Here is a 23,429-nt window from a genome sequence, read left to right on the forward strand (position 1 = left end):
TGCGTATTTCGGTCGCTGCTGGACACTCATTTCGGTTTCTCTTGGACAGCGGGAACGGCGGGAGATGGACACCCAGTTCGACACTCGTGGACACGCACAATGTGCTGCCAGTAGGCGTTGACGCTGCGGCGCCCAGTTGCCATGTTGGTTTGCCGGGCAGGTGCGCGGCCGGCTAGACTTCACCAATCGGCCAGAAACAGCCATTCCTTTTTCGGAGGTAAGCGTGATGCAATCGGTATCGCCTGACGTCGAAACTCGGGCGTCGAGGGCGGCCTCGTACCATCCGTTGTGGGCACAAGCAACTGCGCATGCGTACTGTGCGACTGATGTGTCCGTTGAGGCCGTGAACCTCATCGGGCGTATGCGCTCATTGACGGACACAACGCGTGAAGAGCTACTGAAGGCGCTCTTGACCGAAAACTCGGTCTTGGTTGTGAGCTGTTGGACCTCCGAGAAACAGCCAGAACCGCTTGCGGGCGGTGGCAAGCATTATGTGTTCTTGCTACACCCCGATTCCTTTCAAGTTCTGCATGCTGGAATTGGAACCTGGCGGGCTTAGCCAGGAGTCCGCTTCGGGCCCATCAGGGACATTCGAGCTCTTGATGCCAACGTGTCGAAGCTGACGTTCAAACATTGAGCAACTAGGGAGACTCTGCTATGGCGCCCTCAACCCCCACGCCACGCCGCTTCGCGATGATCCGCAGCTTTCATCTTGCCGACTTCATCACACTGGGCAATGCCGCCTGCGGCGTTTTGTCTGTGTTCCTGGCGATGATGTACATGGCCAGCGGCTCGCTTACGCACTTTCTGCTGTCGGCCGCAATGACACCGCTGGCCTTCGTCTTCGACGTCTTCGACGGGAAGGTGGCGCGCTGGCGTCACCAGCATTCGCCGCTGGGCCGGGAGCTCGATTCGCTGGCCGACGTCATCTCCTTCGGCGTCGGCCCGGCAGCGCTGGGCTTTGCCGCGGGGCTGCAGAGCGGTTGGGACATCGTCATCCTGTGCTACTTCGTCTGCTGCGGCGTCAGCCGGTTGGCGCGCTTCAACGTCACGGCCGAACACCTGACCACCGACTCGGGCAAGGTGGCCTACTTTGAAGGCACGCCGATCCCCACCAGCGTGATCCTCACTGCATTGCTGTCATGGGCCGCCTGGCAGGGAGCGCTGGGAGCGCAACTGTGGGGAGGAGTATGGCAACTTGGGCCCTGGCAGTTGCACCCCATGAGCCTGCTGTTCGCGCTGTCGGGCACGGCCATGATCAGCAAGACCGTGCGCATCCCCAAGTTCTGACCAGTTTGCGGCTACATCCAGCACCACGTCGTTGGAGGCGATGCCAGGAAGCTGCCTGCGTAAACGGCAGCAAATGGCCGATTCCTGAAGTCTAGCCTTGGAGCTGGCGATCGGCTACCTATCAATATGGGAACGCCAGCTTGGCTCAGTTTTGCGATGGCTGCAGCCGCTCTGCAGCTGTAGGAACAGGCCGCCCCATTGCAAGGTAACGACCAGGAAAGCGCGACCTTATCAGCCAGGATTCAGAGCAGCTCGCCCTCTGATCTTGCGCATCGATTCGCCCTTCAGCTGGACCCGATGAGCTTGATGCACCACGCGATCAAGAACCGCATCCGCGACGGTTGGATCTGGGAAGAAACCGTGCCAAGTGTCCGCGGGGTACTGACTGGTCAGAAGCAGAGATCCCGTGCGCATGCGCCGGTCGGCAACATCGAGCAAGACCTGCGCTGCGGTTGGGGACATTTCCCCGATTCCAAAGTCATCAAGGATTAGCAGGTTGGGTTTGTAGAGGGCCGTTTTGAGTTTTGGCAGCGAGGCATCGAGCACCGCTTGACCGATGCTGGTGAAGAGGTCGTTGGCCACGTAGAAGGCCACGGTCATGCCCAGCCGACAGGCCTGGTGGCCGAACGCCGACGCTAGCCAGGTTTTACCCACACCCGTGGGCCCGAGGATCATGAGGTTCTGCTTTCGCGCGATCCAGCTGCAATTGGCCAACGTTGACATCAGCGCCTTGTCCAGCCCTCGACTTGCACGCGCGTCATAGTCTTCAAATGCGGCAATTTCCGGAAAGCCGGCCGATTTCACGAGGCGGTTGAGCTTGCGGGAATTCCGGGTGGAGACTTCCGACTCAAGAAGCAAACCGAAGCGATCGTCAAACGCAAGCTGTTGCAGCTTGGCCTGCTCTTGCTGGAGTTCATAGGCTGTCGCCATGGCGTTCAGGCGCAGTTCGCGCAACTTGTTCAAGTTCTGGGTATTGGTGCTCATGTTTAATCTCCGAAGTATTGGGCGCCGCGCAGGTTGTCGTGCTCCATGCGGGGCGGTGGCGTGGCAGGACGGGGCCGCAGGTCCGCCTGGTTGGTCAGGATCGAAGTGATGCTGCGCAGCGAAGTGATGTTCAGCGGGAGTGCGTAGCGGCAGACGGACTCGAAGCGATCCTCGCCATGGTCCCGCGCCAGATCTCGCATGCGTCGGGCAGCGCGCATGCCATTTGCGGGATCGCGCCGCTCGTTGAGGTGGTAGCCGATCATTTCCTGAGCACTGACGCCCACCGCAGTGGCCCATTGCATCAGCGCCTTGGGCTCGCCTTCCAGAACCCGCTGGTGGGCCACAGGCCGGTGTTCAGGAAGCGTGGTGCTGTTGCCCGGCTCAGTGAGCAGCGCGTGCAACGCTACCCGGCGGCCACCTCGAAACACCTCCACCATGGACGCGGTGATGCGCAGATCGACGCGCTCGCCAGCCAGTTGGGAGGGAACTGAGTAAAAGCAGCGCAGGTGCTCTACATGGTGGTCATTGCCCACGCGGACTTGATAGCGCCAGTCGCACAACTCGAAGCGCTTTTGCACAAGCGGCTTGAGCGTAGCGCGTTCATCGCTTTCAAACCTGCTGCGCCGACAGCCTGGCAGTTTCTTGAACGGATGATCGTTGAGCTCGTGGTTCAACCGGCGCAGCTCCTTGTTGAGCTCGTCGATGCTGAAGAACACCCGATCGCGCAGTTTGAACAGTATCCAGCGCTGCGCGATCTGCACGCCCACCTCTGCTTTGGATTTGTCCTTTGGGCGCCTTGGCCTGGCGGGTGCAGGAGCGGTGTCGTAGTGGTGGAGGCAGTCGCGGTAGGTCGGGTTGATAACCAACTCATCGCGGCTGCGGCGCCAGACAGCGGCCTTGAGGTTGTCACTGACCACCCAGCACGGTGCCCCCTCCAAGAACTCAAAGCACTCGACGTGGCACTGCACCCAGTCACCAGTCGTCTGGGTGGGGACGGCGTGCACAAAGGTGTAGTTGGAGTAGCCGAGCACCGCGATGAAGATTTGAGCAAACCGAGAGGGGCCGCCAGCAGGGTCTCGGATCTCCACGGTCCTGCCAGCGAAGTCCACAAACAACTTGTCGCCTGGCCGGTGTACTCGGCGCATGACTACGTGAAGATTCTTTCTCCAGGCCCGGTATCCGACCGCGAACTGGGTGTAGGCCACCCCTTCGGGGCATGTTTCCCTCCACTCGCGCCACAGCTGCTCCATGGTCGCATCGGGGCGTTGCATTTCCGTGTGCACCCACTGCCAGTCGGGCAGAGGTTTCCGCTGCGCAATGGAGCGATCGCGCGTGCCCAGGGTGTCTCGCCACTGATCGTCGTCAAGCGGCTCGATCGCTGACCATTCGTGCCCCTGCTTTCGCAGCATTCGGCGGAAGCTGCCGATCGTGGAAGGCGACATGCCCACGGTGCCGGCGATGGCGCGGTCAGAACTGTTGGGATCGTAGTAATGCAGGCGGGCGATTTCGCGCTGCAGGTGAATTGGAATGCGCATGGACTCACTTCTTGCGCAGCGCGGGAGGACGCGCTGCAAGGACGAGTTTGCCCAGCACGCCCAGCACTTGACGTGCCGAACGCTGCGACCGATACTCCATGCCACGAGATCTTTCCAAATCTTGCTGGCCTCGGCCGGACAAAAAGCCTGAGCTGCAACTCGGGCTTTTTCGTTTCTGGACGTGTAGTTTTTTTGCTCGGTGAGGCTCCTGGTTGCTGTTGATATGACGGCGCGATGCCATCGACATTGCGCGCGTTGTCGATATCCCCGTCCACGTTGCCGAAACAAGTGTCCACGTCGCCGAAAGAAACGTTTGGGCCGTCAAAACGGCAAGCTCGACACTTGGATCGGCACGCCGAATGCGGGGATCGGCCATCGTACGAAAGTCGATCAGGCCAAACTACTGGGCTATCTGGACACTTGAAATGCCGCTGTACCTCGACGACGCAGTGCCGCCACCCATGCCCCGAGCTTTCCTGGACGTTCTGCTCGATGGATACACGTCCTTCGGCGATGAGGCCGTGAACCCAGCCATGGTCATCGGCCTGCTGCGCGAACGCTTGCTGCCGCTCTTGCCGGACGTGCACAAGTCACTATTTGATCTACGGGGGCAGACCAGTTGGGATAGCCTCTGGATCCTCTACGCGAACCTTGCTACCGCCAGTGGTGGCACTGACAAGCAGCTCGGGGCAAGCGCAGCTGTTGTGAGCATCTTCGTGCGGCACACCACTCGACCACCGCGCGAGGTTGAGTTTCCTGCTCACCTGGAATTGGCGTCATTCGCGCGGATGGCTGACGTGCTGGGCCTGCCCAAGGCACATCCACACGTGGGCGCACAAGAAGTCGCTACGCCGCTCTACGCATTCTGTCGGTACTGCTGGCTGCCGCAGCGCTCGCGCGGCGTGTGCGAGAACCATTCCACCAACTCCACGTCTCGGGGCAGGGAAGGTGCTCCACTTTGCGCCGTGGCCACCCACAAACAGGTACAGCGGTTGCGCCTCGCTTTTGAGAATGAACTGAGCCGTCTGGTGAGCGCCGAGGAATGGCAGTTTCACGAGTCCGAGTTCAGCTTGGCGGTCATGGTGCCGCCATCAGGACTTGGCAACTGGTTGAAGGAGCGCCGGCCTGCTCTGTCGCAACAGCTGGATGCTGCTGGTCGCAAGGGTGAAGTCCGAGTGCTGCCCGCTTTGCTACGGGTTCTGTATGGGGACAAAGGGGTAGATGTGGCGCAGGCCATTGGGGGATCAGTGCACCTGCTCACCCCTACCACGGCCAGAGCAGAGGCCTGGCTTTGCGCCTGGGAAGGCAGAGCGAGTTGGGGCGGCCAGCGACGAGGTGTAGGCAAGCCTGCGGCGCCTAGCAGGATCAAGGACACCACTCAGCACAACCATTGAGTAGCCAACAATCCATGGTCCGCTGGGTGTTCTCGAGGGAGGTAAAAGTACCTCACTGACTGCGGTGCCGAACACGGTGTCAACGATGTCGAACTTGATGTCCAAGAAGTCCGAAATACGCAGGCGTCGTCGCGCTTCAGGCCACAAGCTGTGGTTTCCTTCCGACGACCGGGCCAGAGTTCAGGCAACCGGACATGGACCAATTCGGCGCGGTCCCATCGGGCTTTGCCGAATGTCGCCAGTTCTTCGCTGGTGGCGTTGCTCCTGTAGTTTCCAAAGCACCTCTTCTGCGGGAGCTGTGCTTTGCCAATTCGCGGTGCTGCACAGTGGCCAGACCCGCACGCCCGTTTTCGTGGCCCAGCGACTGAACCGCCAGTCGATCCATGACGCGCGTGATGAGCAGCGCACCAACAAGTTCTTCGCGGATGCGCGCCTGCCGCGCAGTGAACGAGCAGAGCTTTCCGATTACAAGGGGTCTGGATATGCGCGTGGTCATATGGACCCCGCAGGCGACATGCCAAATGCCACGGTCATGGAGCAAAGCTTCTCGTTGGCGAACATGGTGCCGCAGAACCCCCAACAGAATTCGGGTCCGTGGTCCAAGATCGAGCAGGACACGCGGCGCTATGTGATGCGCGCCCAGGGGGATGTGTTCGTCATCACCGGACCCGTCTTTGAATCCGGCAGCCCATCCATCGGTGCCAACCAGGTGCGCGTGCCGACACACCTCTTCAAACTTGTGTACGACGCGACAACGCAAAAGGCATGGGCGCACTGGCAAGCGAACGCTGAAGATGCCCGCGCCGGGCGCCCCATCAGCTATGGTGAGCTGGAAAGGCGAATCAGGATGGAACTGCTGCCGGGCGTGCCACTGCGGTAAGGTCTTTTACGCATGCGGCTGGTCTATGTGAGCAACGTCCTCAAAGGCAAGTTGCTTGAATCGGATCTCGACGCCGAGCCGCCAAAAAGAATATTTAACTATCGTTTTCGCAAAAAACGATAGTTAAGTTATCCTCCGCATCGACCAAAAAACAAAACGCTGGACCCCACCACTACTCTGATGAAGACGCTCGCCAACTTCGCAGACACCCTTTCCGAGGCCAAGCGCTCTCAGAAAATCACAGCAAAAGAACTCGCGCAACGGACCGGACTGTCTGCGCTCGCGGTACGGCAGATCCTGTCGGGAACGAGTGCACCACGGATCACCAATGCGATGGCGTTAGCGCAGGAATTGGGGCTTGAACTGGTACTCGTTCCAACGGTAGTGGCAGATGGCCTTGAGCGGCCGATCAAGAAAGCGGGGCGTACGGTGGTTACCGACATAGAGATGATGCTGGGTGTCCGGCCCGATGGAATCGACTAAGAAGGCGAAGGCCACGTGTAATCCGGTACTGCGTTCACGTCGGAATTCCATTGACAGGACTGGTTGATGGTCGTGTGCAGACCCTGCAAGCCAGTGATCCGAAACTCTCGGAGTTGCTCAGCACGCGAGCAGGCACGATGCCAAGTGACGCAATCACTCGTGATTCACGGCCTTGACGCTGAACACAGCGCTCGACGGCAGGGTCAGTTGGCATTGCGGAGGATGTGAACTTGCAAGGCGGGAAACCGATTGCCAGGCGACGCGGTATGTGCTGGTTCTCGGGTTACACGAAAAATCCCTCGGGATATTCGAACCAGATCTATGCCCTTGCCGGATGATCACTCCGCAATCTGCTTGCGCGCAGCGCGCACGCCCATCTTGAGCACCTTGTGCACCCGCTCCAGTTGCGCAGCGCGGGGCGTCACCTCACCCGTCTCCCACTTGTAGACACTCACCACCGAGACGCCGAGCAGCCGGGCCATCTCTTTCTGGGTCATGTGAAGTGCCTGCCTCTTGGCAATCAAGGCTTCATGGCTGAAGGTGAATTGGCGTCCACCTCGCACTTTGCCCCCTTCGGATTCCAGGGCCCCTGACGTCGCTTGCTGGCTGTCAGAGAGCCCATTGGACTGTCCTAGAGCAGCCTGCTGGCGCTCAACGATGGTTGCAGCCTTCTCCTGTGCCTTTGCCAGGGCATGCACCTGTGAGGTCAGCGCCTTGAGATCGCGCTTGAGTGCGGCGATCTCGGAGCGCTGTGTAGTGACCGTTTTGCGCAAGGTGCCCAGTTCACCTTTGATTTCCTTGCGTGCCATGCGCAGGACTTCGGAGCGGAAGGCGTCGGAAAAAGTTGTCATGGATTCAACTCGGTTTTGTCAGTAGCGCAAGCGTAGCAGGCGCCAACAAAAAACCGCCCGACGGCTGCAGCACTTGGGGCGGTGGGCTGGATGGGGGCGCAGCGGCTTACTTGCCGGCCTTCTCCGCCTTGCGTTTGGCGGCCTTGGGATCGACCACGGCCTTGAACTTGGCGCCAGGCACGAACTTGGGCACGGTGGAAGCCGGTATCTTCAGTGCTGCGCCGGTGGCGGGGTTCTTGCCGGTACGAGCGGCCCGCTTGACGGCCTTGAAGGTGCCAAAACCCACCAGCTGCACCGCGTCGCCCTTTTTCACGGCGGTCTGGACGGTCTCGATCAGGGTTTCGAGGACAGCGTTGGCGGCCGTCTTGGACAGTTCGTTCTTGGAAGCAAGGATTTCGACGAGTTGGGCGCGGTTCATGTTAGGTGGCTGATGCAAGTTAGTGAAGCACGATTTATAGCCGATGCACGCTCCAATGGCCGTCCAAAGCGACGGGCAATCGGCTCGATGCTCCTGCACCATGCGAACGGCACGCTCGCGGACCTCGGGGGAGAGCTTCTTTGACTTGTTCATGGCTCCATCTTCCTAAGAGCTGGAGCCTCCTCAAAAGCCGGGGCGGCTCACAACGATAACCAAGGGGTCATTCATGTCTGAATCCATACGCGATGTGCAAGGCGAGCTCAAGGCCCTGCGCCTGAACGGCATGGCCAGCGCCTGGGCCGACCTCATGGAACAGGATGATGGCTCCACGATTCAGAGTTCGCGCTGGCTGCTTGAGCACCTGCTGCAGGCGTAGGACGTGGATCGGCACACGCAGAAGTCACCGAGCGTCATTAACGCCACTCTTGCGGCTTGGCACTGCCCGTGCATTTGCGATGATGATCCGATGGCCCTCGGATTAGGGTAAACGCCAACAAAAGTCGCAAAGACAAGATGTATAAATGAAGCGCTTCAAGTTAATATAAAACGTTCCTAGAAAAGTTTTTTTGTTTTTTTTAGAAAATAAATGAAGCGCTTCATCTTTTTTAACAAACGCTTAGGAGACATCTGATGATCAAAAAACTGAAACGACTGGCCACGGCTCTAGGTTGCCTCACGCTTCTGGCCGCAGCACCAGTCCATGCACAAGACCTCAAGCTGGGGGCTCTATACCCCTTAAGCGGCGGGCTGGCATTGCTGGGCGATGAAAGTTTTCGAGGTACCCAGATGGCGATTGATGAGCGTAACGCTGCGGGCGGCATCAACGGCAAGAAGATCGTCCTTGTCAAGGCCGATGCGGTCGATGCCAACCAGGCGGTGGGTGAGGCCCGTCGTCTGACCTCGGTGGAAGATGTTTCGGCGATCTTTGGCAGCTATGCATCGGGCATTTCTGCCGCAGCAACACAGGTGACGGAGTTGGCCGGTGTGCCCTACTTCGAACTGGGCGCCGTGGCCGACACGATCACCAGCCGGGGTTTCAAGTACGTTTTCCGCAGCAACGCAACGGCGAAGAGCTTTGCTGAGCGCAGTGTCGAGTCCGTCGTCAAGGTCATCGCACCGATGATGAAAGTGGACCCGAAGTCGCTGAAGATCGCAATCATTTACGAAGACGGCCCTTACGGAACCCTGGTGGGCGGCTTCCAAAAAGAAGAAGCCAAGCGGCTGGGCCTGAACGTAGTGGAAAGCCAGCCGTACTCGGCAAAGAGCGTCGACCTGTCTTCACTGGTGCTGCGCCTCAAAGGCGCCAACGCCGACGTGGTGTTGCAAACCTCGTACCAGAACGACACCCTGCTCTTCTTCCGCCAATCGGCCAGCGCGGGTTACAAGCCCAAGGCGGTGATCGGCGCTGGTGGTGGTTACTCGCTGCAAGAAACCGCGCAGGCACTGGGTGCCTCTGTTGAGGGTGTCTTCAACGTGGACTTCCCTCAGATCAACATGAAGGACTCGGGTGCTCCTGGCCTCAAGGATTTCGTGACCGCCTATGAGAAGAAATTTGGCACGCAGCCTCGCTCGGGTCACAGTCTGGTGAACTACGTGGGCGCCAAAGCGTTTCTGGATATTCTGGCCCAAGCCAAGTCCACGGACAAAGACAAGATTCGCGAAGCCGTACTGGCCTATCGCAAGCCAGTGGGAGCGAGCGCAGCGGGTTGGGGTTTCCAGTTTGCGGACAACGGGCAGAACCAGTTTGCATCGACCAACCTGATGCAGTGGCAGGGCGGGAAGCTCGTTACCGTCTACCCCGAGGCTGTGTCCACAGTGAAGCCCATCACCCTGAAGTAACGCGTTAGGCGACTTTTACGTCATCCATAGAGGTCGTGCAAGGGTATCCCTTGCACGGCTCAAGGGGCTGCTGTGTCCATCTTCATTCAACTTCTGGTCAATGGTTTGCTGCTGGGTGGGGCCTACGCCATCATCAGCATCGGCCTGACACTCATCTTCGGTGTCGTGCGCGTGGTCAACTTTGCGCACGGCGAGTTTCTGATGGTAGGCATGTACGCGGTGTGGCTGCTAGCCCAACACCTCGGTCTCCATCCCTACACGTCCGCGATTCTGGTGGCCGTGATGCTGTTTGTCATGGGTGGCTTGATGCAAAGGTTGGTCATACAACCCTTGCTCTCCGCAGATGCACACATCCAGATCTTTGCCACCGTGGGGGTGTCAACGGCCTTGCTGAACCTGGCACTGATGGTGTTCGGTGCAGACATTCGCAAAGCCGAAGTTACCTTTGGCACAGAACCGATGTCAGTGGGCGCATTCACTTTCGTCAGTGGTCAGGTCATCACCTTTGTGGTGGCCATCGTCGTCGCCGCGGTTACACATCTGTTCCTTAAGCACACCTACACCGGTCGCGGTTTACGGGCACTGGCTCAAAACAGGATGTCTGCTGCCCTCATGGGCGTCGACGTTAACAAGGCTTACATACTGGCCTTTGGTATCGGTGCTGGTCTGGTGGGCCTGGCCGCCGGCCTGCTGGCCGTGCAATACCCGGCCTTCCCAACCGTGGGCCAGTATTTCGTACTTACGGCTTTTGTGATCGTGGTGCTGGGTGGCATGGGCAGCTTGCCCGGTGCGGTCATCGGCTCACTGTTCATTGGCCTGATCGACAGCTTGGCCGGCTATTACGTGGGTCCGGGATTGAAGGAGGTTGTGTACTTCCTTGTCTTCTTGGCAATCCTTATTGTTCGACCCACCGGATTGTTCGGCCTGGGTCGTGGATCTGAGTGAAGGACATCTCCATGATGCCCCCCATCTTGAACCCCCGTGTCTACATCGGCCTGCTGGGCTTGTTGTCCATCCTGCTGGTTCCCTTGGCCGCACAGTCACCCTTCGTGTACCACCTGGCCATCCAGGTCTGCGTGTTCGCCGGACTGGCAACGGCCTGGAACATCGTCGGCGGTTTCGCCGGGCAGCTGTCCCTGGGACACGCCGTGTTCTACGGCATCGGAAGCTATTCGGCGGGCCTGTTGGTCGCAAAGTTCGGCATCTCTCCGTGGATCGGCATGTTTGCCGGCGCGGCGGTTTCCGCAGCGATGGCCTTGCTCATTGCCTACCCGACCTTGCGCCTGCGTGGTCCCTTCTTCTCACTCGCCACGATTGCTTTCTTGGAAGTGGTGCGTCTGCTGGTCGTGCACCAGGAGAGCTGGACAGGCGGTTCGGCCGGGCTGAACGTACCGCTGCAAATCGGCCTGCCTTGGATGATTTTTCGCGAAAAGTGGGCCTATCTGCTGGTGGCATTCGGCTTCTTTGCGCTCGCTCTTGCAGTGAGCTGGCTGATCCGTCGATCGCGTTTTGGCTTCTACCTGATTGCCGTGCGCGAGCGTGAAGATGCGGCCCGGGCCGTGGGCGTGAATGCCGTGCGGGCCAAGATCGCAGCTGCGGTGATCTCCGCCGTGCTGACCAGTCTAATCGGCAGTTTCCATGGCATGTACCTGACCTTTCTGGAGCCCTCTTCGGCCTTCTCGCTGGAGATGTCGATCCAGATCGCCATGTTCGCCCTGATCGGTGGCTTGGGCACGGTGGTCGGTCCGGTGATCGGTACCGTGCTGGTGCTGCCCGTCGCTGAGCTGGCCCGCGGGTGGCTCAGTGCATTCGGCAACGGCACGCACGGGTTTGTGTACGGCGTGCTACTGGTCGTCGTGGTGCTGTACTTCCCACGCGGTCTAGTGGGTCACTTGAGTGAGCGGGTGTTGCGCCTGATTGATCGTCTGCCAAATGGCGCCAAAGCCAAGGCCGCAGTTCTTCCAGCTCCCGCTGCTCAGAAGCCGCTGGCTACCCAGGGCCAACCCATCTTGCGTGCCGAAGGGCTGCACAAGCGCTTCGGTGGACTCAAGGCCACCGACAACGTGTCGCTGACCTTGCACCAGGGGGAAATCCTGGGCGTGATCGGCCCCAATGGAGCGGGCAAGACCACGGTGTTCAACCAGCTCTCAGGCTTCATCAAGCCCGACCAGGGTAGCGTGAGCGTGCTTACCGAAAACGGCTGGGTCTCCCCGCGCTCACCCGAGGTCTTTGCCCACGCGGGTGTCGGTCGCACCTTCCAGATTGTCCAGCCGTTCACGGGCCTGTCGGTCATGGAAAACATCATGCTGGGTGCCTTCATGCACACCCGCAATCGGGCTGCAGCTGAAGCGATTGCAAGGGAAGTCGCGCAGCTGACCGATCTCACGTCACTGCTGGACACCGAAGCGCGCAGTCTCACCGTGGGTGGCATGAAACGCCTGGAAGTGGCGCGTGCCCTGGCCACCCGACCGCGCATCCTGTTGCTGGACGAGGTGCTGGCCGGTTTGAACCCGTCTGACGTGACCCGCGCCATCGAGATGATCCGGCGCATCCGGGATGCGGGCGTGTCGGTACTGATGATCGAACACCTAATGCAAGCCACCATGGCGCTGTCCGACCGCATAGTGGTCATCAACCTCGGCCAGGTCCTTCGCGAAGGCAAACCGGCCGATGTGGTCAACGACCCGGCTGTCATCGAAGCCTATCTGGGAAAAGGGTACACCCATGCTCAAACTGCGTGATGTGAAGGCCGGCTACGGCAAAAGTGAAGTTTTGCAAGGTGTGTCGCTGGACGTGAAAGTGGGCGAGGTGGTAACGCTGGTCGGGGCCAACGGCGCCGGCAAGACAACCACCCTCAAGACGCTGTGCGGCATCGTGAAAGCGCGAAGCGGCAGCATTGAGTTTGACGGCATAGAAATCACTTCGCATGCGCCGCACGACATAGTCGAACTGGGGATCACGATGATCCCCGAAGGCAGGCAACTGTTCCCGTTCCTGACGGTGGAAGACAACCTGCTGATGGGGGCATACAAACCGTCGGCCCGCAAGTTCCACCAGGAGCGCATGGAGCGCGTGCTTGCGCTCTTTCCCCGTGCCAAAGAACGCCTGAATCAGTTGGCTGGCTCGCTGTCGGGCGGCGAACAGCAGATGGTAGCCATCGCTCGAGGAATGATGGCAGACCCTCGATTGCTCATCTTCGATGAGCCGTCCCTGGGGCTTTCTCCGCTGCTAGTGGAGCAGATGTTCAACGTGATTCGAACCGTGGCCGAACAGGGCACCACCGTTTTGCTGGTGGAGCAGAACGTGTTCCACACACTGCAGATCGCCGATCGGGGATACGTCCTGGAAAACGGCTCCGTCACTCTCAGCGGGACCGGCAAAGAATTGCTGGAGAACCCGCACGTGCGGCGAGCCTATCTGGGTCACTGAACACTAACAGGCACATGGAATATCTCATGGACGATGCAAAAACACACAAGGACAGGGTGGTCTTGGTGACTGGTGGCGGTGGCGGGCTGGGCAGCGCCATTACGGAACAGTACGTTCTGCAGGGCGCTGCAGTCGGCATCGTGGATCGCTCGCCAGAGAGCGCAAACGCCCTCATCTCCCGCCTAGCCGGGGTGGGACACAAGGTTCACTTCGTCGCGGCGGATGTTGGACGGTTTGACGACTGCGAACGCGCATGTCGCAGCATCGAGGCCGCGCTGGGGCCCATCGATACCGTCATCAACAACGCCGGGATATCACCCAAGCACCAGGGCCTGCCCGCTCCCATCTGGCAAATGGACCCGGCGGAATGGCAACAGGTGGTGGACGTCAACCTGAACAGCGTTTTCCACTTCACACGCCTGCTGGCGCCGGGCATGGTGGAGCGACGCTTCGGCCGCATCGTCAACATGTCCTCGGTGGCCGGCAAGGCCTACCTGGACATCGTCGCCGCGCACTACAGCACCACCAAGGCGGCGCTGATCGGCATGACCCGGCATCTTGCGGGAGAGCTGGGGCCTCACGGCATCACCGTCAATGCGCTGGCGCCCGGCCGCATCGACACCCCTATGGTCGCAGGCGCTCCGGTAGAGGCCAACGAAGCGGTCATCGCCGTGACACCCTTGCGGCGCCTCGGAAAGCCCGTGGAGGTGGCCGATGCCTGTCTGTTCCTGACCTCCGAACGTTCCGGCTTCATCACCGGACAGGTCATCGATGTCGCCGGTGGCTGGCTGATGACGTGAAGCCACTTCTTTACACGAACAGAACACACACCATGAGTACCAATTTGCACAAAAATTTCATTGCTGGCGCTTGGGTTGAAGGGGGCACTACCGGTTTGAACCTCAACCCATCCGACACCAACGACGTGATCGGGGAATACGCACGGGCCGATGCGGCGCAGGCCGAGCAAGCCATCAGCGCGGCGTTTGAAGCGCAGAAGCGGTGGGCGCAATGCACCGCAGAGCAACGGTCCGACGCGCTGGATCGCATCGGTACGGAGATCCTGTCCCGCCGCGATGAATTGGGAGCGTTGCTGTCACGCGAAGAAGGCAAAACTCTGCCCGAGGGTGTGGCTGAGGTGGTCCGGGCCGGACGCGTATTCAAGTTCTTCGCGGGTGAAGCGCTGCGCCTGGGCGGGGAGAAGCTGCCGTCCATTCGCGCGGGTGTGGACGTTGAGGTCACCCGCGAACCCGAAGGTGTAGTGGGCATCATCACGCCCTGGAACTTCCCCATTGCCATCCCAGCCTGGAAGATTGCTCCCGCGCTGGCGTTTGGAAACGCGGTGGTGTTCAAGCCGGCCGATTTGGTCCCGGGAAGTGCCTGGGCGCTTTCTGAAATCATCGCCCGTGCCGGGCAATTGCCTGAAGGCACCTTCAACCTTGTGATGGGTCCGGGCTCCAAGGTTGGGCAGACGCTGGCGACATCGCGCCATGTGAGGGCCATCACCTTCACCGGTTCTGTGCAAACGGGGCGCGCAGTTGGCATGACCTGCATGGAGCGTGGTGCCAAGGTTCAGCTCGAAATGGGCGGAAAGAACCCGCTGATCATTCTGAACGACGCCGACCTGGAACAGGCTGTCTCTGTGGCCATCAACGGGTGCTTTTTCTCCACCGGGCAGCGTTGCACCGGCTCCAGCCGGCTGATCGTCGAAGACGGCATCCACGATGCGTTTGTCAGAGCGATGGCCCAGCGCATGGCTTCGCTCAAGGTCGATCACGCACTCAAAGCCGGGACCGACATCGGCCCCGTTGTTTCCCAGGATCAGCTGGACCAGGACCGGCACTACATCGTGCTGGGTACCCAGGAAGGGGGACACCTGGTCGCCGGCGGCGAACTGCTCAAGCGTGATACCCCCGGCTACTACCTGTCGCCTGCACTGATCACCGAGACCCAGAACGCCATGTGCATCAACCGCGAGGAGGTCTTTGGCCCGGTGGCCTCAGTGATTCGTGTCAAGGACTACGAAGAGGCGGTTGAAACGGCCAACGACACCGACTTCGGCCTTTCCTCGGGCATCTGCACCACATCGCTCAAACACGCGACAGATTTCAAGCGCCGGTCGACCGCGGGCATGGTGATGGTCAACGTGCCCACCGCCGGGGTCGACTACCACGCCCCGTTCGGCGGCCGCAAAGGTTCGAGCCACGGCTCGCGCGAACAGGGCACCTATGCGCGCGAGTTCTACACCTCGGTCAAAACCGCTTACACCCTGGCCTGAGTCATGCAAGTCATCACGGGAAACACCCAAATCTTCGGAATCCTGGCGGACCCGATCCACCACGTCAAAACACCCCAGCGAATCAACGTCCAACTCGTGGCCGAAGGGTTCGACGGGGTGATGATCCCCATCCACGTCCATGCGGAGGGACTGCAGGCCGTTGTGCACGGTCTACGCGCCATGAACAACCTGGCAGGATTCGTGGTCACGGTGCCTCACAAATCCGCCATGGTCGCCTTGTGCGACGAAGTCTCTGCCGATGCCCGGCTCATCGGCGCTGTCAACGTGGTCCACCGTACAGCTGAAGGTCGTTTGATCGGGACCATGCTGGACGGCGAGGGATTTGTCGCTGGTCTGCGCCAGGAAGGCATTGAGCCCAGAGGCCGCAGCGCTTATCTGGCCGGAGCAGGCGGTGCGGCCAGCGCCATCGCCTTTGCGCTGGCGCGGGCCGGGGTGAGCCGCCTCACGGTCGCCAACCGCACCACCGAAAAAGTCAGGCAACTGTTCGAGCGCCTCCACGCGGTGGCGCCGACAGTTGAACTGGTCATCGGGACCGAGACACCGTCTGGCCACGACCTGGTGGTCAACGGAACCTCGCTGGGTCTGCGCGACGAAGACCCACTCCCCCTCGATACCGAGCGCTTGTTGCCCCACCAGGTGGTGGCAGAAATCATCATGCAACCCGCCGAGACAGCTTTGCTGAAGGCCGCTAAGGCAAGAGGGTGCCGTGTGCACCCCGGCGCCCCCATGCTTGCCAGCCAGATCCCTTTGATGGCGGCCTTCATGCGCCACGGCCATACCCATGGGGTCGAACATGCATCTTGACGCATTGCCCGCGGCCCTGGGCCAAGTGGTCGGCGATCGGGGACTGGTGACCGACGGCAGCGACCTGGATCCCTATCGCCACGACTGGCGGCACATGTTCAAAGGCCGTCCGCTCTGCGTCGTGTTGCCCCGCAACACCCGCGAGGTGGCCGAGGTGATGCAGCTGTGTGCTGCATCGGGCGTTGCCGTTGTGCCCCATGGCGGCAACACGGGCTTGTCCGGTGGTGCAACGCCCGATGAATCCGGTCAGCAGGTGGTGCTTTCGCTTGCCCGAATGAACGCCATTCGCGACATCGATGTGATCGGCGAAACGATCGAAGTGGAGGCCGGTTGCGTTCTCCAGACCGCGCAGGAAGCAGTGGATGAAAAAGGGCTTCTGCTGCCGATCACGCTCGCCGCAGAGGGGTCTGCGCGCATCGGCGGCATTGTCTCCACCAACGCGGGTGGAACAAACGTGTTGCGCTACGGCATGGCCCGATCGCGTATCCTGGGGCTGGAGGTTGTGACAGCCGATGGCCAGGTCATCAATGGGCTGCGTCGTCTGCGCAAAGACAACGCGGGCTACGACTGGAAGCAATGGTTCATTGGCAGCGAAGGTACCTTGGGCATCGTCACCGCCGCCGTGCTGCAGCTGGCGCCCAAGCCACGGCACCGGGTGACCGCTTTGCTGGCGATACCCTCGCCCGCTGATGCGTTGCAGGTACTCTGTGCGGCCCGCAACGCCATCGGCGAGACCCTTACGGGGTTTGAGCTGATGGCAGGTTCAGCACTGGAACTGGTCACCCGACATCAGCACCTCAAAGTGCCACTGGGTGCCTCTGCCTGGTACGTACTGCTGGAGGCTAGCTCCTCGTTGCCAGGCCTGCGGGACGCCACGGAGGCGTTCCTCGGTGACGTACTCGAGAGAGAGATCGCCACAGACGGTGTGGTGGCCGAGTCGGAGCGGCAGGAGGCGGATCTGTGGACTTTGCGGGAATCGATCACCGAGGCAGAAGGCCGCGAAGGACGCTCGGTCAAACACGATGTGTCCGTGCCCATCTCCTCGATACCGGACTTTCTGAAAACGGCCGACGAAGCTGTGATGCGCAGCTTCCCGGATGTCCGGATCAACACCTTTGGCCATGCCGGCGACGGCAACCTTCACTACAACGTGATTGTCCCGACCTATCTGGATGCCGCGGCGCTTAACCAACTCGTGCACGACGTCGTGGTCTCTTTCGGCGGCAGTATCTCGGCAGAACACGGCATCGGTCAGTACCGGGTGAATGAACTCGAGCGTTGCCGTGCGTCGGTCGAACTGGCAATCGCACGGCGCATCAAGGACGCGCTGGACCCTCAGAACCTTCTGAACCCCGGCAAGGTGCTCGCCCTTCGCTGATCCCGAGTGGATCGATCTTTGAAGAAGTTCACATGAACATGCAAACCTTTGATTACGTCATCGTGGGGGGGGGGACGGCCGGCTGCGTGCTGGCGGACCGCTTGACCGCTTCTGGCAAACACCGTGTGCTGCTGATCGAAGCGGGCGGTGAGCCGTCTAGTCTGTGGATTCCCATTCCAGCCGGGTTCAGCAAACTGCTGACCAACAAAAAGTACAACTGGCTGTTCAAAACCACGCCCGAGGAGAACACCAATGGTCGTGTCATTTCGGTCCCTCGCGGCAAGGGTCTGGGCGGATCGAGTTTGATCAACGGCATGATTTACGTGCGCGGTCAGCCCGATGACTACGACGCCTGGGCCGCTGCGGGAGCCACCGGCTGGGGTTATGCGGATGTGGAGCCCTATTTCCGACGCCTGGAAAATTACCAGCCCGGCGGAGAAACGCGAGGCAAATCGGGGCCGTTTCACCTGGAGCAGGTACATGAACGCTTCCCGATCTCCTCCGCTTTCTTGAAAGCGGCGGTGCAGGACGGCCAGGTTTTCAACGACGACTACAACTCGCCCACCCAGGAGGGCTTTGGCTACTACCAGGTCAACCAACGCAACGGCCAGCGCTGCAGTGCCTATGACGCGTACCTCAAGCCGGCACGGTCCCGGTCGAATCTGGTGGTTCAGACCGGCGCCCATGTGCTTAGCCTCGATCTCCAGGGCCAACGCTGCACCGGCGTGACTTACCGGCACCAAGGTCGCGAGGTCACCGTGGCTGCGTCGACCGAGGTCATCATGGCCGCCGGGGCGATTCAGACGCCCCAGATCCTGGAGCTTTCAGGCATTGGACGGCCTGAACACCTGCAGTCCCTGGGGATTCCCGTCAGGCACGCCTTGGCCGGAGTGGGCGAGAACTACATCGACCATTTCGCTACCCGCATGAACTGGCGCGTGAAGAACACCGTCACGCTCAACGAGATGGCCCGCGGCTGGCGCCTGGCGCGCGAGGTCGCCAAATATTTCACCGCACGCAAGGGCATCCTGACCCTGGGCACGGGTCTTGTGCACGGCTTCATCAGAACCCAGAAAGATCTGCCCGCACCCGACGCTCAATACTTCATGGTGCACGCCAGCTACGCCAATGCCGCAGAACGGATCCTGGACCGTGCGCCCGGCATGACCATCGGAGTGACCCAGCTCCGACCCGAGTCAAAAGGCAGCATCCACATCCGGTCGGCAGATCCGTTTGATCAGCCATCGATCCGCCCGAATTTTCTGGACAGCGAAGTGGATCAGCGGTGTATCGTGGACAGCATGAAGGTGGCACGCCGCATCATGTCGCAACCGGCCATGGCGCATTTCATCGAACACGAGATGAGTCCGGGGGCTGAGGTCCGCTCGGATGCCGACTGGCTGGCGTTTGCGCGCAAGGATGGTCAGACGATCTACCACCCAATGGGCACCTGCCGCATGGGCACCGACGACCGGGCGGTGGTGGACCTTCGGCTGAAGGCGCGGGGGCTGGATGGGCTGCGCATTGTGGATGCTTCCGTGATGCCTAAGATGGTCTCCGGCAACATTCAGGGCGCCGTCATAATGGTCGCAGAAAAAGGGGCCGATCTGATCCTTGAGGATCGCAGGGACTGATGGCGTTGTCGGCGAACCGGAGCGACCGTCTCCATCAAATAATCCAACGTGGTCCCAGAATCCGATGACTCCAGGTTCCCGTCCCACCCTCGAAGATGTTGCCCGACTCGCCGGGGTTTCCCTTGGCAGTGCTTCAAGGGCTTTGTCGGTCCCAGAGCAGGTTAAACCATCCACGCTGGAGCGCGTGATCCGGGCGGTTGAACAGTTGGGGTATGTCAGAAATGGTCCGGCCCGCGCCTTGGCATCCAGGCGCACTCGGACCATTGCGGCCATTTATCCGTCCCTCGATAACCCAATCTTCGCCGTCTCCATACAGTCTCTCCAGCGGACGCTCTGGGACCTGGGCTATCAGTTGCTGGTTGCCAGCCACGACTACCGGCCCGAGCGGGAGTTTGGTCTTTTGCGGTCGTTCGTTGAGCGGGGTGTGGATGCGGTGGTGCTGGTCGGCACGGACCACGACGACGCGGTGTTCGAGTTGCTGGGCCAATACCACCTGCCCTACGTGCAGACCTGGTCCGTGGACGAAGCCAACCGCCGCCCCTGTGTGGGGTTTTCGTACCACGACGCCGCCTTTAAGATGGCACAGGCGGTGCTGGAGCATGGCCACACAGAAGTCGCCATCTGTCCCGGCCAGTCGTACCGAAATGAGCGGGTGCGCGCACGCATCGCGGGCACCCAGGCGGCGCTTCAAGGGGCCGGTCTGACGCTTCGCCCCGAGTGGATCATCGAACAACCCTTCACCCTTGAAGGGGGGCGGCAAGCGGTGCGCCAGGTGTTGGGCGGTCCGTCAAGACCCACCGTGCTTATCTGCGGCAACGACTTGATCGCCATCGGTGCCATGTCGGAGTGCCGAGAGCAAGGGGTTGTGGTGCCGGGCGAGCTCTCCATCACGGGCTCCGATGACATTGAACTGGCCAGTATGGTTGAACCTAAATTGACCACGGTGCACGTGCCCAAGGTCGAGATTGGCTCCCTTGCCGCCCACCGGATCGTGAGCCTGATCGAAGGGTCTCCGGCTGTGGAAGGGTCCCCGCTTTCAACGAGTGTCGTGCTCAGGGACAGCCTCAAGCGCATCACTTAAAGAAACACACTATGAGCAAACTGTTTTCACCGTATTCACTGGGTGGTCTGACACTCAAAAATCGTATCGTCATCGCGCCCATGTGCCAGTACTCGGCCGAAGATGGGAACGCGGGGGACTGGCACCAGGTGCACCTGGGCCACTTGCTGCTGTCCGGAGCCGGGTTGCTGATGCTGGAGGCCACGGCGGTCACCGCCGAGGGGCGCATCACGCACCGGGATCTGAGCCTGTGGTCCGACGCCAACGAGTCAGCGCTCCAGCGCGTGCTGACATCGGTCCGTCGATATTCGTCCATGCCCATCGCGATACAGCTGTCTCACGCGGGTAGAAAGGCATCCAGCAAAGTGCCTTGGGAGGGCGGACAGCTCATCCCTCTGGAACAGGGAGGCTGGACGCCCATGGCGCCGTCGGCGGTGCCGCATCTTGCAGGCGAGCCCGCGCCCGCCGAGCTGGATCAGGCCGGACTGGAGCGCCTCAAGCGAGCCTTCGTGGGGGCGGCCGAGCGGGCGCATCGCATCGGGATCGACGTCATCGAACTGCATGCCGCGCACGGCTACCTGCTGCACCAGTTCCTGTCGCCGGTGTCCAATCACAGGACCGATGAATACGGCGGGTCGCTAGTCAACCGGATGCGCTTTCCGCTGGAGGTCTTTGACGCCATCAGGGCAGCGGTGCCCTCATCCATGCCAATCGGCGTGAGGATCTCCGGCACTGATTGGGTAGAGAATGGTTGGGACATAGATCAAAGCGTGGTCTTTTCGTCGGCACTCAAAGACAGGGGGGGCGCCTTCATCCATGTCTCTAGTGGCGGCATCTCTCCACTGCAGCAGATTCAGTTGGAACCCAACTACCAAGTCGGGCTTGCTGAACGCATCCGTAACGCTACAGGTTTGCCCACTATCGCGGTTGGCCTGGTGACAGAGGCCCAGCAGGCTGAAGACATCGTTGCAGAAGGGCGCGCAGATCTAGTTGCATTGGCCAGAGCGATCTTGTACAACCCGCGTTGGCCTTGGCATGCTGCGGCTTCGCTATGGGCCCAGGTTGAAGCGCCGCCACCATACTGGCGTTCGCAGCCGCGTGGCATGTCCCAACTCTTCGGCGACATCCGCATCGGACAGCGCTGATGTCCACGGCGTTGGCGCCGACAGGAATTTGAGCCAGTTTCTCGGTTAGGGGATGCGGGCAAGAACTTGGACTGGTTATGCCATGAGCCCCAAGCTCCTTCGGTACTCAAGAGGACTGCGCGCGCCCAAGATATCTCGTCCACTTTTCGTTGTACCAACGGATGTAAGAGTTCAATGCCTGGGTGAACTGCTCAGTGGTCGTTGACTGCCACGGAAAACGCACGACTATGCAACGCCTGCCCGTAGCCTTTAGCAAGCCGTTGCGGCGACGGGTTTGATCAAAGGTCACCTTTATTGTTGAACTAAAGCTGCTTGCACGGGGTGAAAGAAATGGGACGCGTACGTCCCCGTCTCCAGGTCAGCCTAGCCGCATCACAAACGGATTGCTCGGCGGCTGTACCGAGTTGTTGATCCAAACCGTTTTCTGCTGCATGTAGGCCTTCACCATCTCTTGGCCGCTTTCACGTCCCAATCCGCTCGCCTTTACACCTCCGAAAGGCGCCATGTAGCCAAGCGCGCGGTTCGTGTTGACCCAAACCGTCCCGGCTTGAAGTGCTTTGGCGAAGCGAAAGACACGGCGAGTCGCTGCGCGTCGAGCTGCCCACGCGCTTTGCACAGTGCCCAGAGTTCTTCGCCAACGGCCTGCCACCCCAGGTGCCGCATCAGCTTGCGCTGCGCAAGCTGTGCTACGAGGCCTTCGCGGTGTTGCATAGCGGCACCACGCGCACACCGGTCTTTGTCGCGGGCACTCTCAGCCGCGCGCTGGAGTTCAATGGTACGGGTGGGGGCGTTCATCCCATTGCTTACGGTCACAATACCGAAACGGTCGGTCACGATGGGCCGAAATACGCAGCGCGCATCGGCGCGCGCCAGAGCATGGACGGCAAGGGGTGCCGGCGTGACAACGTCTTCGTCGAGCGGCTGTGGCGCAGCGTGAAGGCGAACTGGCTGACAGCTGGCGCGCATCTATGATCTTGTGAGAGGTTTTCCCTTATTGCCCGATGCGGGTGCACATGACAGGCCATGGCGCAGAAACTTCATGTATGCGCCTGTGACCCACTGGGGCATGCCCTGGTGCTTCTCGGCTCCGTAGACAAAACGCCATGCTAGATAGCTTCTGGCGGCCATCAACATGAAAATAATGACCTCGATTTCGCGGTCGTCGTAGGCCTTGAGATCGCCATGTTCCTGCGCATGGCGGAAGAACTTGGTGTAGCCCTTTGATACCAGTTCCAGATGTGCCTGGTAGGCCTTGGGTGCGAAGCTTTCGGCCTCGTTGAGGATACGAAAGAAGTGCGGGTTGCTATCAAGAAACGAGAAGAAGGCGTTGAAGCTCAGTTCTTCTTTTTCTAGTGTGGTCGCGCCCTGGCGAGCGTGATCTTTCACGTAGGCCAGCAGTTGTTGGCCGGTGGCAGGAAGCAGTTGATCGAGAATGTCTTGGCGGCTATCAAAATGGTTGTAGAAGGTGCCCTGCGCTACTCCCGCGCGCTGCACGATCATGGACACGGAGGTGTCTTTATAGCCCACGTTGCCCACGATTTCGGCTGCTGCTTTGAACAGGCCTTCGCGAATGAGTTTGCTGCGCTCGGTTCTGCTTTCGCCCTTACGCCAGTCCTTGGTCTGCTGGGATTCCTGGGGCTCGATCAATGTCGAGCGCTTGGGTGTTGATCGAGTAGCCATGGCGATAAAGGAGATTCTCTGGGTGTCTTGCTCGATTCCGGGTTGTTCCTGTAAGCGCGCGCTCGTTGGCGTTCAAATGCTCGGGTGAGCCGTTGGTGACTCGTGAGTCATGATACTCCTGTATGTGCTGTGAGCATGGTGGATTAAAAGCGCCGAATGAAGAGTGTCAAGATGCTACGCGCGGCTGCGGACAGTGCCATTGCTCATCTTCGGAGTGTCTTGCTCAAATGGTTGCTACGAGCTTGTCACAGGTGGTTGGCTTCGACCTTATCAATAGGCGACAAAGCATTTGGATATTAAGGGGGCAAGGCATCCCATGTTAATGG

Annotated in this window: 21 protein-coding genes and 4 pseudogenes; 17 read left to right on the forward strand and 8 right to left on the reverse strand. The window is 60.3% G+C overall.

Features of this window, described 5'->3' with window-relative positions:
* Positions 1-657: 657 nt before the first annotated feature.
* Positions 658-1,290: a phosphatidylcholine/phosphatidylserine synthase gene (locus K225_RS0117030; protein ID WP_026437512.1), complete on the forward strand. Its 633-nt coding sequence runs from the start codon at positions 658-660 to the stop codon at positions 1,288-1,290.
* A 231-nt stretch (positions 1,291-1,521) separates the two neighbouring features.
* Here the strand turns inward: K225_RS0117030 and istB are convergent, their stop codons facing one another.
* The 3 genes from istB to K225_RS22290 are packed head-to-tail and all read right to left on the reverse strand — an operon-like array spanning position 1,522 to position 4,185.
* A complete protein-coding gene (gene istB / locus K225_RS0117035) occupies positions 1,522-2,274 on the reverse strand; it encodes an IS21-like element helper ATPase IstB (protein ID WP_026437513.1) in 753 nt (250 codons plus the stop codon).
* Positions 2,275-2,276: 2 nt separating this feature from the next.
* A complete protein-coding gene (gene istA / locus K225_RS0117040; RefSeq protein ID WP_026437514.1) occupies positions 2,277-3,809 on the reverse strand; it encodes an IS21 family transposase in 1,533 nt (510 codons plus the stop codon).
* Positions 3,810-3,813: 4 nt separating this feature from the next.
* On the reverse strand, positions 3,814-4,185 hold the full coding sequence (locus tag K225_RS22290; RefSeq protein WP_155885301.1) for a hypothetical protein: 372 nt from the start codon (positions 4,183-4,185) through the stop codon (positions 3,814-3,816).
* A gap of 49 nt (positions 4,186-4,234) precedes the next feature.
* On the opposite strand from K225_RS22290, the gene K225_RS0117050 reads away from it, so the two are divergent.
* From K225_RS0117050 to K225_RS0117060, 3 genes and pseudogenes are all read left to right on the forward strand, one after another.
* Entirely contained in the window at positions 4,235-5,203 is a 969-nt protein-coding gene (locus tag K225_RS0117050) for a hypothetical protein (RefSeq protein WP_026437515.1), read from the forward strand.
* 215 nt (positions 5,204-5,418) lie between these two features.
* A pseudogene (locus tag K225_RS21105) lies at positions 5,419-6,083 on the forward strand (DNA/RNA non-specific endonuclease); the annotation flags it as partial.
* 180 nt (positions 6,084-6,263) lie between these two features.
* Positions 6,264-6,566 carry a helix-turn-helix transcriptional regulator gene (locus K225_RS0117060; RefSeq protein WP_026437516.1) on the forward strand — a complete coding sequence of 101 codons (303 nt, stop codon included), beginning with the start codon at positions 6,264-6,266 and terminating at the stop codon, positions 6,564-6,566.
* A 338-nt stretch (positions 6,567-6,904) separates the two neighbouring features.
* On the opposite strand, the gene K225_RS0117065 is transcribed toward K225_RS0117060, so the two are convergent.
* Both K225_RS0117065 and K225_RS0117070 read right to left on the reverse strand, forming a co-directional pair.
* A complete protein-coding gene (locus K225_RS0117065; protein ID WP_026437517.1) occupies positions 6,905-7,417 on the reverse strand; it encodes a DNA-binding transcriptional regulator in 513 nt (170 codons plus the stop codon).
* A gap of 106 nt (positions 7,418-7,523) precedes the next feature.
* Positions 7,524-7,853, reverse strand: a complete 330-nt coding sequence (locus K225_RS0117070; RefSeq protein ID WP_255346483.1) for an HU family DNA-binding protein — start codon at positions 7,851-7,853, stop codon at positions 7,524-7,526.
* A 208-nt stretch (positions 7,854-8,061) separates the two neighbouring features.
* On the opposite strand from K225_RS0117070, the pseudogene K225_RS21925 reads away from it, so the two are divergent.
* The 12 genes and pseudogenes from K225_RS21925 to K225_RS0117130 form a co-directional block, all read left to right on the forward strand.
* A pseudogene (locus K225_RS21925) lies at positions 8,062-8,208 on the forward strand (AAA family ATPase); the annotation flags it as partial.
* Between the two features lie 257 nt (positions 8,209-8,465).
* A complete protein-coding gene (locus K225_RS0117080) occupies positions 8,466-9,674 on the forward strand; it encodes an ABC transporter substrate-binding protein (protein WP_155885302.1) in 1,209 nt (402 codons plus the stop codon).
* A gap of 72 nt (positions 9,675-9,746) precedes the next feature.
* Positions 9,747-10,619 (forward strand): branched-chain amino acid ABC transporter permease, encoded by an 873-nt coding sequence (locus tag K225_RS0117085; protein WP_026437520.1) that lies wholly within the window; start codon positions 9,747-9,749, stop codon positions 10,617-10,619.
* Between the two features lie 11 nt (positions 10,620-10,630).
* A complete protein-coding gene (locus K225_RS0117090) occupies positions 10,631-12,415 on the forward strand; it encodes a branched-chain amino acid ABC transporter ATP-binding protein/permease (protein ID WP_026437521.1) in 1,785 nt (594 codons plus the stop codon).
* Positions 12,399-13,103, forward strand: coding sequence for an ABC transporter ATP-binding protein (locus K225_RS0117095; RefSeq protein ID WP_026437522.1), 705 nt, complete (start codon positions 12,399-12,401; stop codon positions 13,101-13,103). Before K225_RS0117090 ends, K225_RS0117095 begins: the two co-directional genes overlap by 17 nt.
* A gap of 26 nt (positions 13,104-13,129) precedes the next feature.
* Positions 13,130-13,903, forward strand: coding sequence for an SDR family NAD(P)-dependent oxidoreductase (locus tag K225_RS0117100; RefSeq protein ID WP_026437523.1), 774 nt, complete (start codon positions 13,130-13,132; stop codon positions 13,901-13,903).
* Between the two features lie 44 nt (positions 13,904-13,947).
* Complete coding sequence (locus K225_RS0117105; protein WP_026437524.1) at positions 13,948-15,381, forward strand: aldehyde dehydrogenase family protein; 1,434 nt, start codon at positions 13,948-13,950, stop codon at positions 15,379-15,381.
* 3 nt (positions 15,382-15,384) lie between these two features.
* Complete coding sequence (locus K225_RS21110) at positions 15,385-16,206, forward strand: shikimate dehydrogenase (protein ID WP_034713173.1); 822 nt, start codon at positions 15,385-15,387, stop codon at positions 16,204-16,206.
* Entirely contained in the window at positions 16,196-17,584 is a 1,389-nt protein-coding gene (locus tag K225_RS0117115) for an FAD-binding oxidoreductase (protein ID WP_026437525.1), read from the forward strand. Before K225_RS21110 ends, K225_RS0117115 begins: the two co-directional genes overlap by 11 nt.
* A 38-nt stretch (positions 17,585-17,622) precedes the next feature.
* Entirely contained in the window at positions 17,623-19,218 is a 1,596-nt protein-coding gene (locus K225_RS0117120) for a GMC family oxidoreductase (protein ID WP_026437526.1), read from the forward strand.
* Between the two features lie 64 nt (positions 19,219-19,282).
* Positions 19,283-20,299, forward strand: coding sequence for a LacI family DNA-binding transcriptional regulator (locus K225_RS21115; protein WP_034713175.1), 1,017 nt, complete (start codon positions 19,283-19,285; stop codon positions 20,297-20,299).
* 11 nt (positions 20,300-20,310) lie between these two features.
* Positions 20,311-21,423, forward strand: coding sequence for an NADH:flavin oxidoreductase/NADH oxidase (locus tag K225_RS0117130; protein WP_026437527.1), 1,113 nt, complete (start codon positions 20,311-20,313; stop codon positions 21,421-21,423).
* A gap of 75 nt (positions 21,424-21,498) precedes the next feature.
* Here K225_RS0117130 and K225_RS22635 read toward each other — a convergent pair.
* Together K225_RS22635 and K225_RS21930 are read right to left on the reverse strand one after the other, a co-directional pair.
* A pseudogene (locus K225_RS22635) lies at positions 21,499-21,634 on the reverse strand (IS3 family transposase); the annotation flags it as partial.
* A gap of 147 nt (positions 21,635-21,781) precedes the next feature.
* The gene (locus K225_RS21930; protein WP_369794875.1) at positions 21,782-22,072 is read right to left on the reverse strand and encodes an aldehyde dehydrogenase family protein; all 291 of its coding nucleotides are present in this window, start codon (positions 22,070-22,072) and stop codon (positions 21,782-21,784) included.
* Here K225_RS21930 and K225_RS22640 point away from each other — a divergent pair.
* A pseudogene (locus K225_RS22640) lies at positions 21,976-22,188 on the forward strand (hypothetical protein); the annotation flags it as partial. The gene K225_RS21930 and the pseudogene K225_RS22640 sit on opposite strands and share 97 nt — an antisense overlap.
* 201 nt (positions 22,189-22,389) lie before the next feature.
* Here the strand turns inward: K225_RS22640 and K225_RS0117140 are convergent.
* Complete coding sequence (locus tag K225_RS0117140) at positions 22,390-23,103, reverse strand: TetR/AcrR family transcriptional regulator (protein ID WP_081679726.1); 714 nt, start codon at positions 23,101-23,103, stop codon at positions 22,390-22,392.
* Positions 23,104-23,429: the final 326 nt, after the last annotated feature.

The sequence above is a fragment of the Acidovorax sp. JHL-9 genome (genome assembly GCF_000426205.1).
In the GTDB taxonomy this organism is placed as follows: domain Bacteria; phylum Pseudomonadota; class Gammaproteobacteria; order Burkholderiales; family Burkholderiaceae_C; genus Acidovorax; species Acidovorax soli.

Excerpts from the sequence above, each read along its gene's own strand:
- K225_RS0117030 (WP_026437512.1), top strand. The coding sequence starts at position 658 with ATGGCGCCCTCAACCCCCACGCCACGCCGCTTCGCGATGATCCGCAGC.
- istB (WP_026437513.1), bottom strand. The coding sequence starts at position 2,274 with ATGAGCACCAATACCCAGAACTTGAACAAGTTGCGCGAACTGCGCCTG.
- istA (WP_026437514.1), bottom strand. The coding sequence starts at position 3,809 with ATGCGCATTCCAATTCACCTGCAGCGCGAAATCGCCCGCCTGCATTAC.
- K225_RS22290 (WP_155885301.1), bottom strand. The coding sequence starts at position 4,185 with ATGGCCGATCCCCGCATTCGGCGTGCCGATCCAAGTGTCGAGCTTGCC.
- K225_RS0117050 (WP_026437515.1), top strand. The coding sequence starts at position 4,235 with ATGCCGCTGTACCTCGACGACGCAGTGCCGCCACCCATGCCCCGAGCT.
- K225_RS0117060 (WP_026437516.1), top strand. The coding sequence starts at position 6,264 with ATGAAGACGCTCGCCAACTTCGCAGACACCCTTTCCGAGGCCAAGCGC.
- K225_RS0117065 (WP_026437517.1), bottom strand. The coding sequence starts at position 7,417 with ATGACAACTTTTTCCGACGCCTTCCGCTCCGAAGTCCTGCGCATGGCA.
- K225_RS0117080 (WP_155885302.1), top strand. The coding sequence starts at position 8,466 with ATGATCAAAAAACTGAAACGACTGGCCACGGCTCTAGGTTGCCTCACG.
- K225_RS0117090 (WP_026437521.1), top strand. The coding sequence starts at position 10,631 with ATGATGCCCCCCATCTTGAACCCCCGTGTCTACATCGGCCTGCTGGGC.
- K225_RS0117095 (WP_026437522.1), top strand. The coding sequence starts at position 12,399 with ATGCTCAAACTGCGTGATGTGAAGGCCGGCTACGGCAAAAGTGAAGTT.
- K225_RS0117100 (WP_026437523.1), top strand. The coding sequence starts at position 13,130 with ATGGACGATGCAAAAACACACAAGGACAGGGTGGTCTTGGTGACTGGT.
- K225_RS21110 (WP_034713173.1), top strand. The coding sequence starts at position 15,385 with ATGCAAGTCATCACGGGAAACACCCAAATCTTCGGAATCCTGGCGGAC.
- K225_RS0117115 (WP_026437525.1), top strand. The coding sequence starts at position 16,196 with ATGCATCTTGACGCATTGCCCGCGGCCCTGGGCCAAGTGGTCGGCGAT.
- K225_RS0117120 (WP_026437526.1), top strand. The coding sequence starts at position 17,623 with ATGCAAACCTTTGATTACGTCATCGTGGGGGGGGGGACGGCCGGCTGC.
- K225_RS21115 (WP_034713175.1), top strand. The coding sequence starts at position 19,283 with ATGACTCCAGGTTCCCGTCCCACCCTCGAAGATGTTGCCCGACTCGCC.
- K225_RS0117130 (WP_026437527.1), top strand. The coding sequence starts at position 20,311 with ATGAGCAAACTGTTTTCACCGTATTCACTGGGTGGTCTGACACTCAAA.
- K225_RS0117140 (WP_081679726.1), bottom strand. The coding sequence starts at position 23,103 with ATGGCTACTCGATCAACACCCAAGCGCTCGACATTGATCGAGCCCCAG.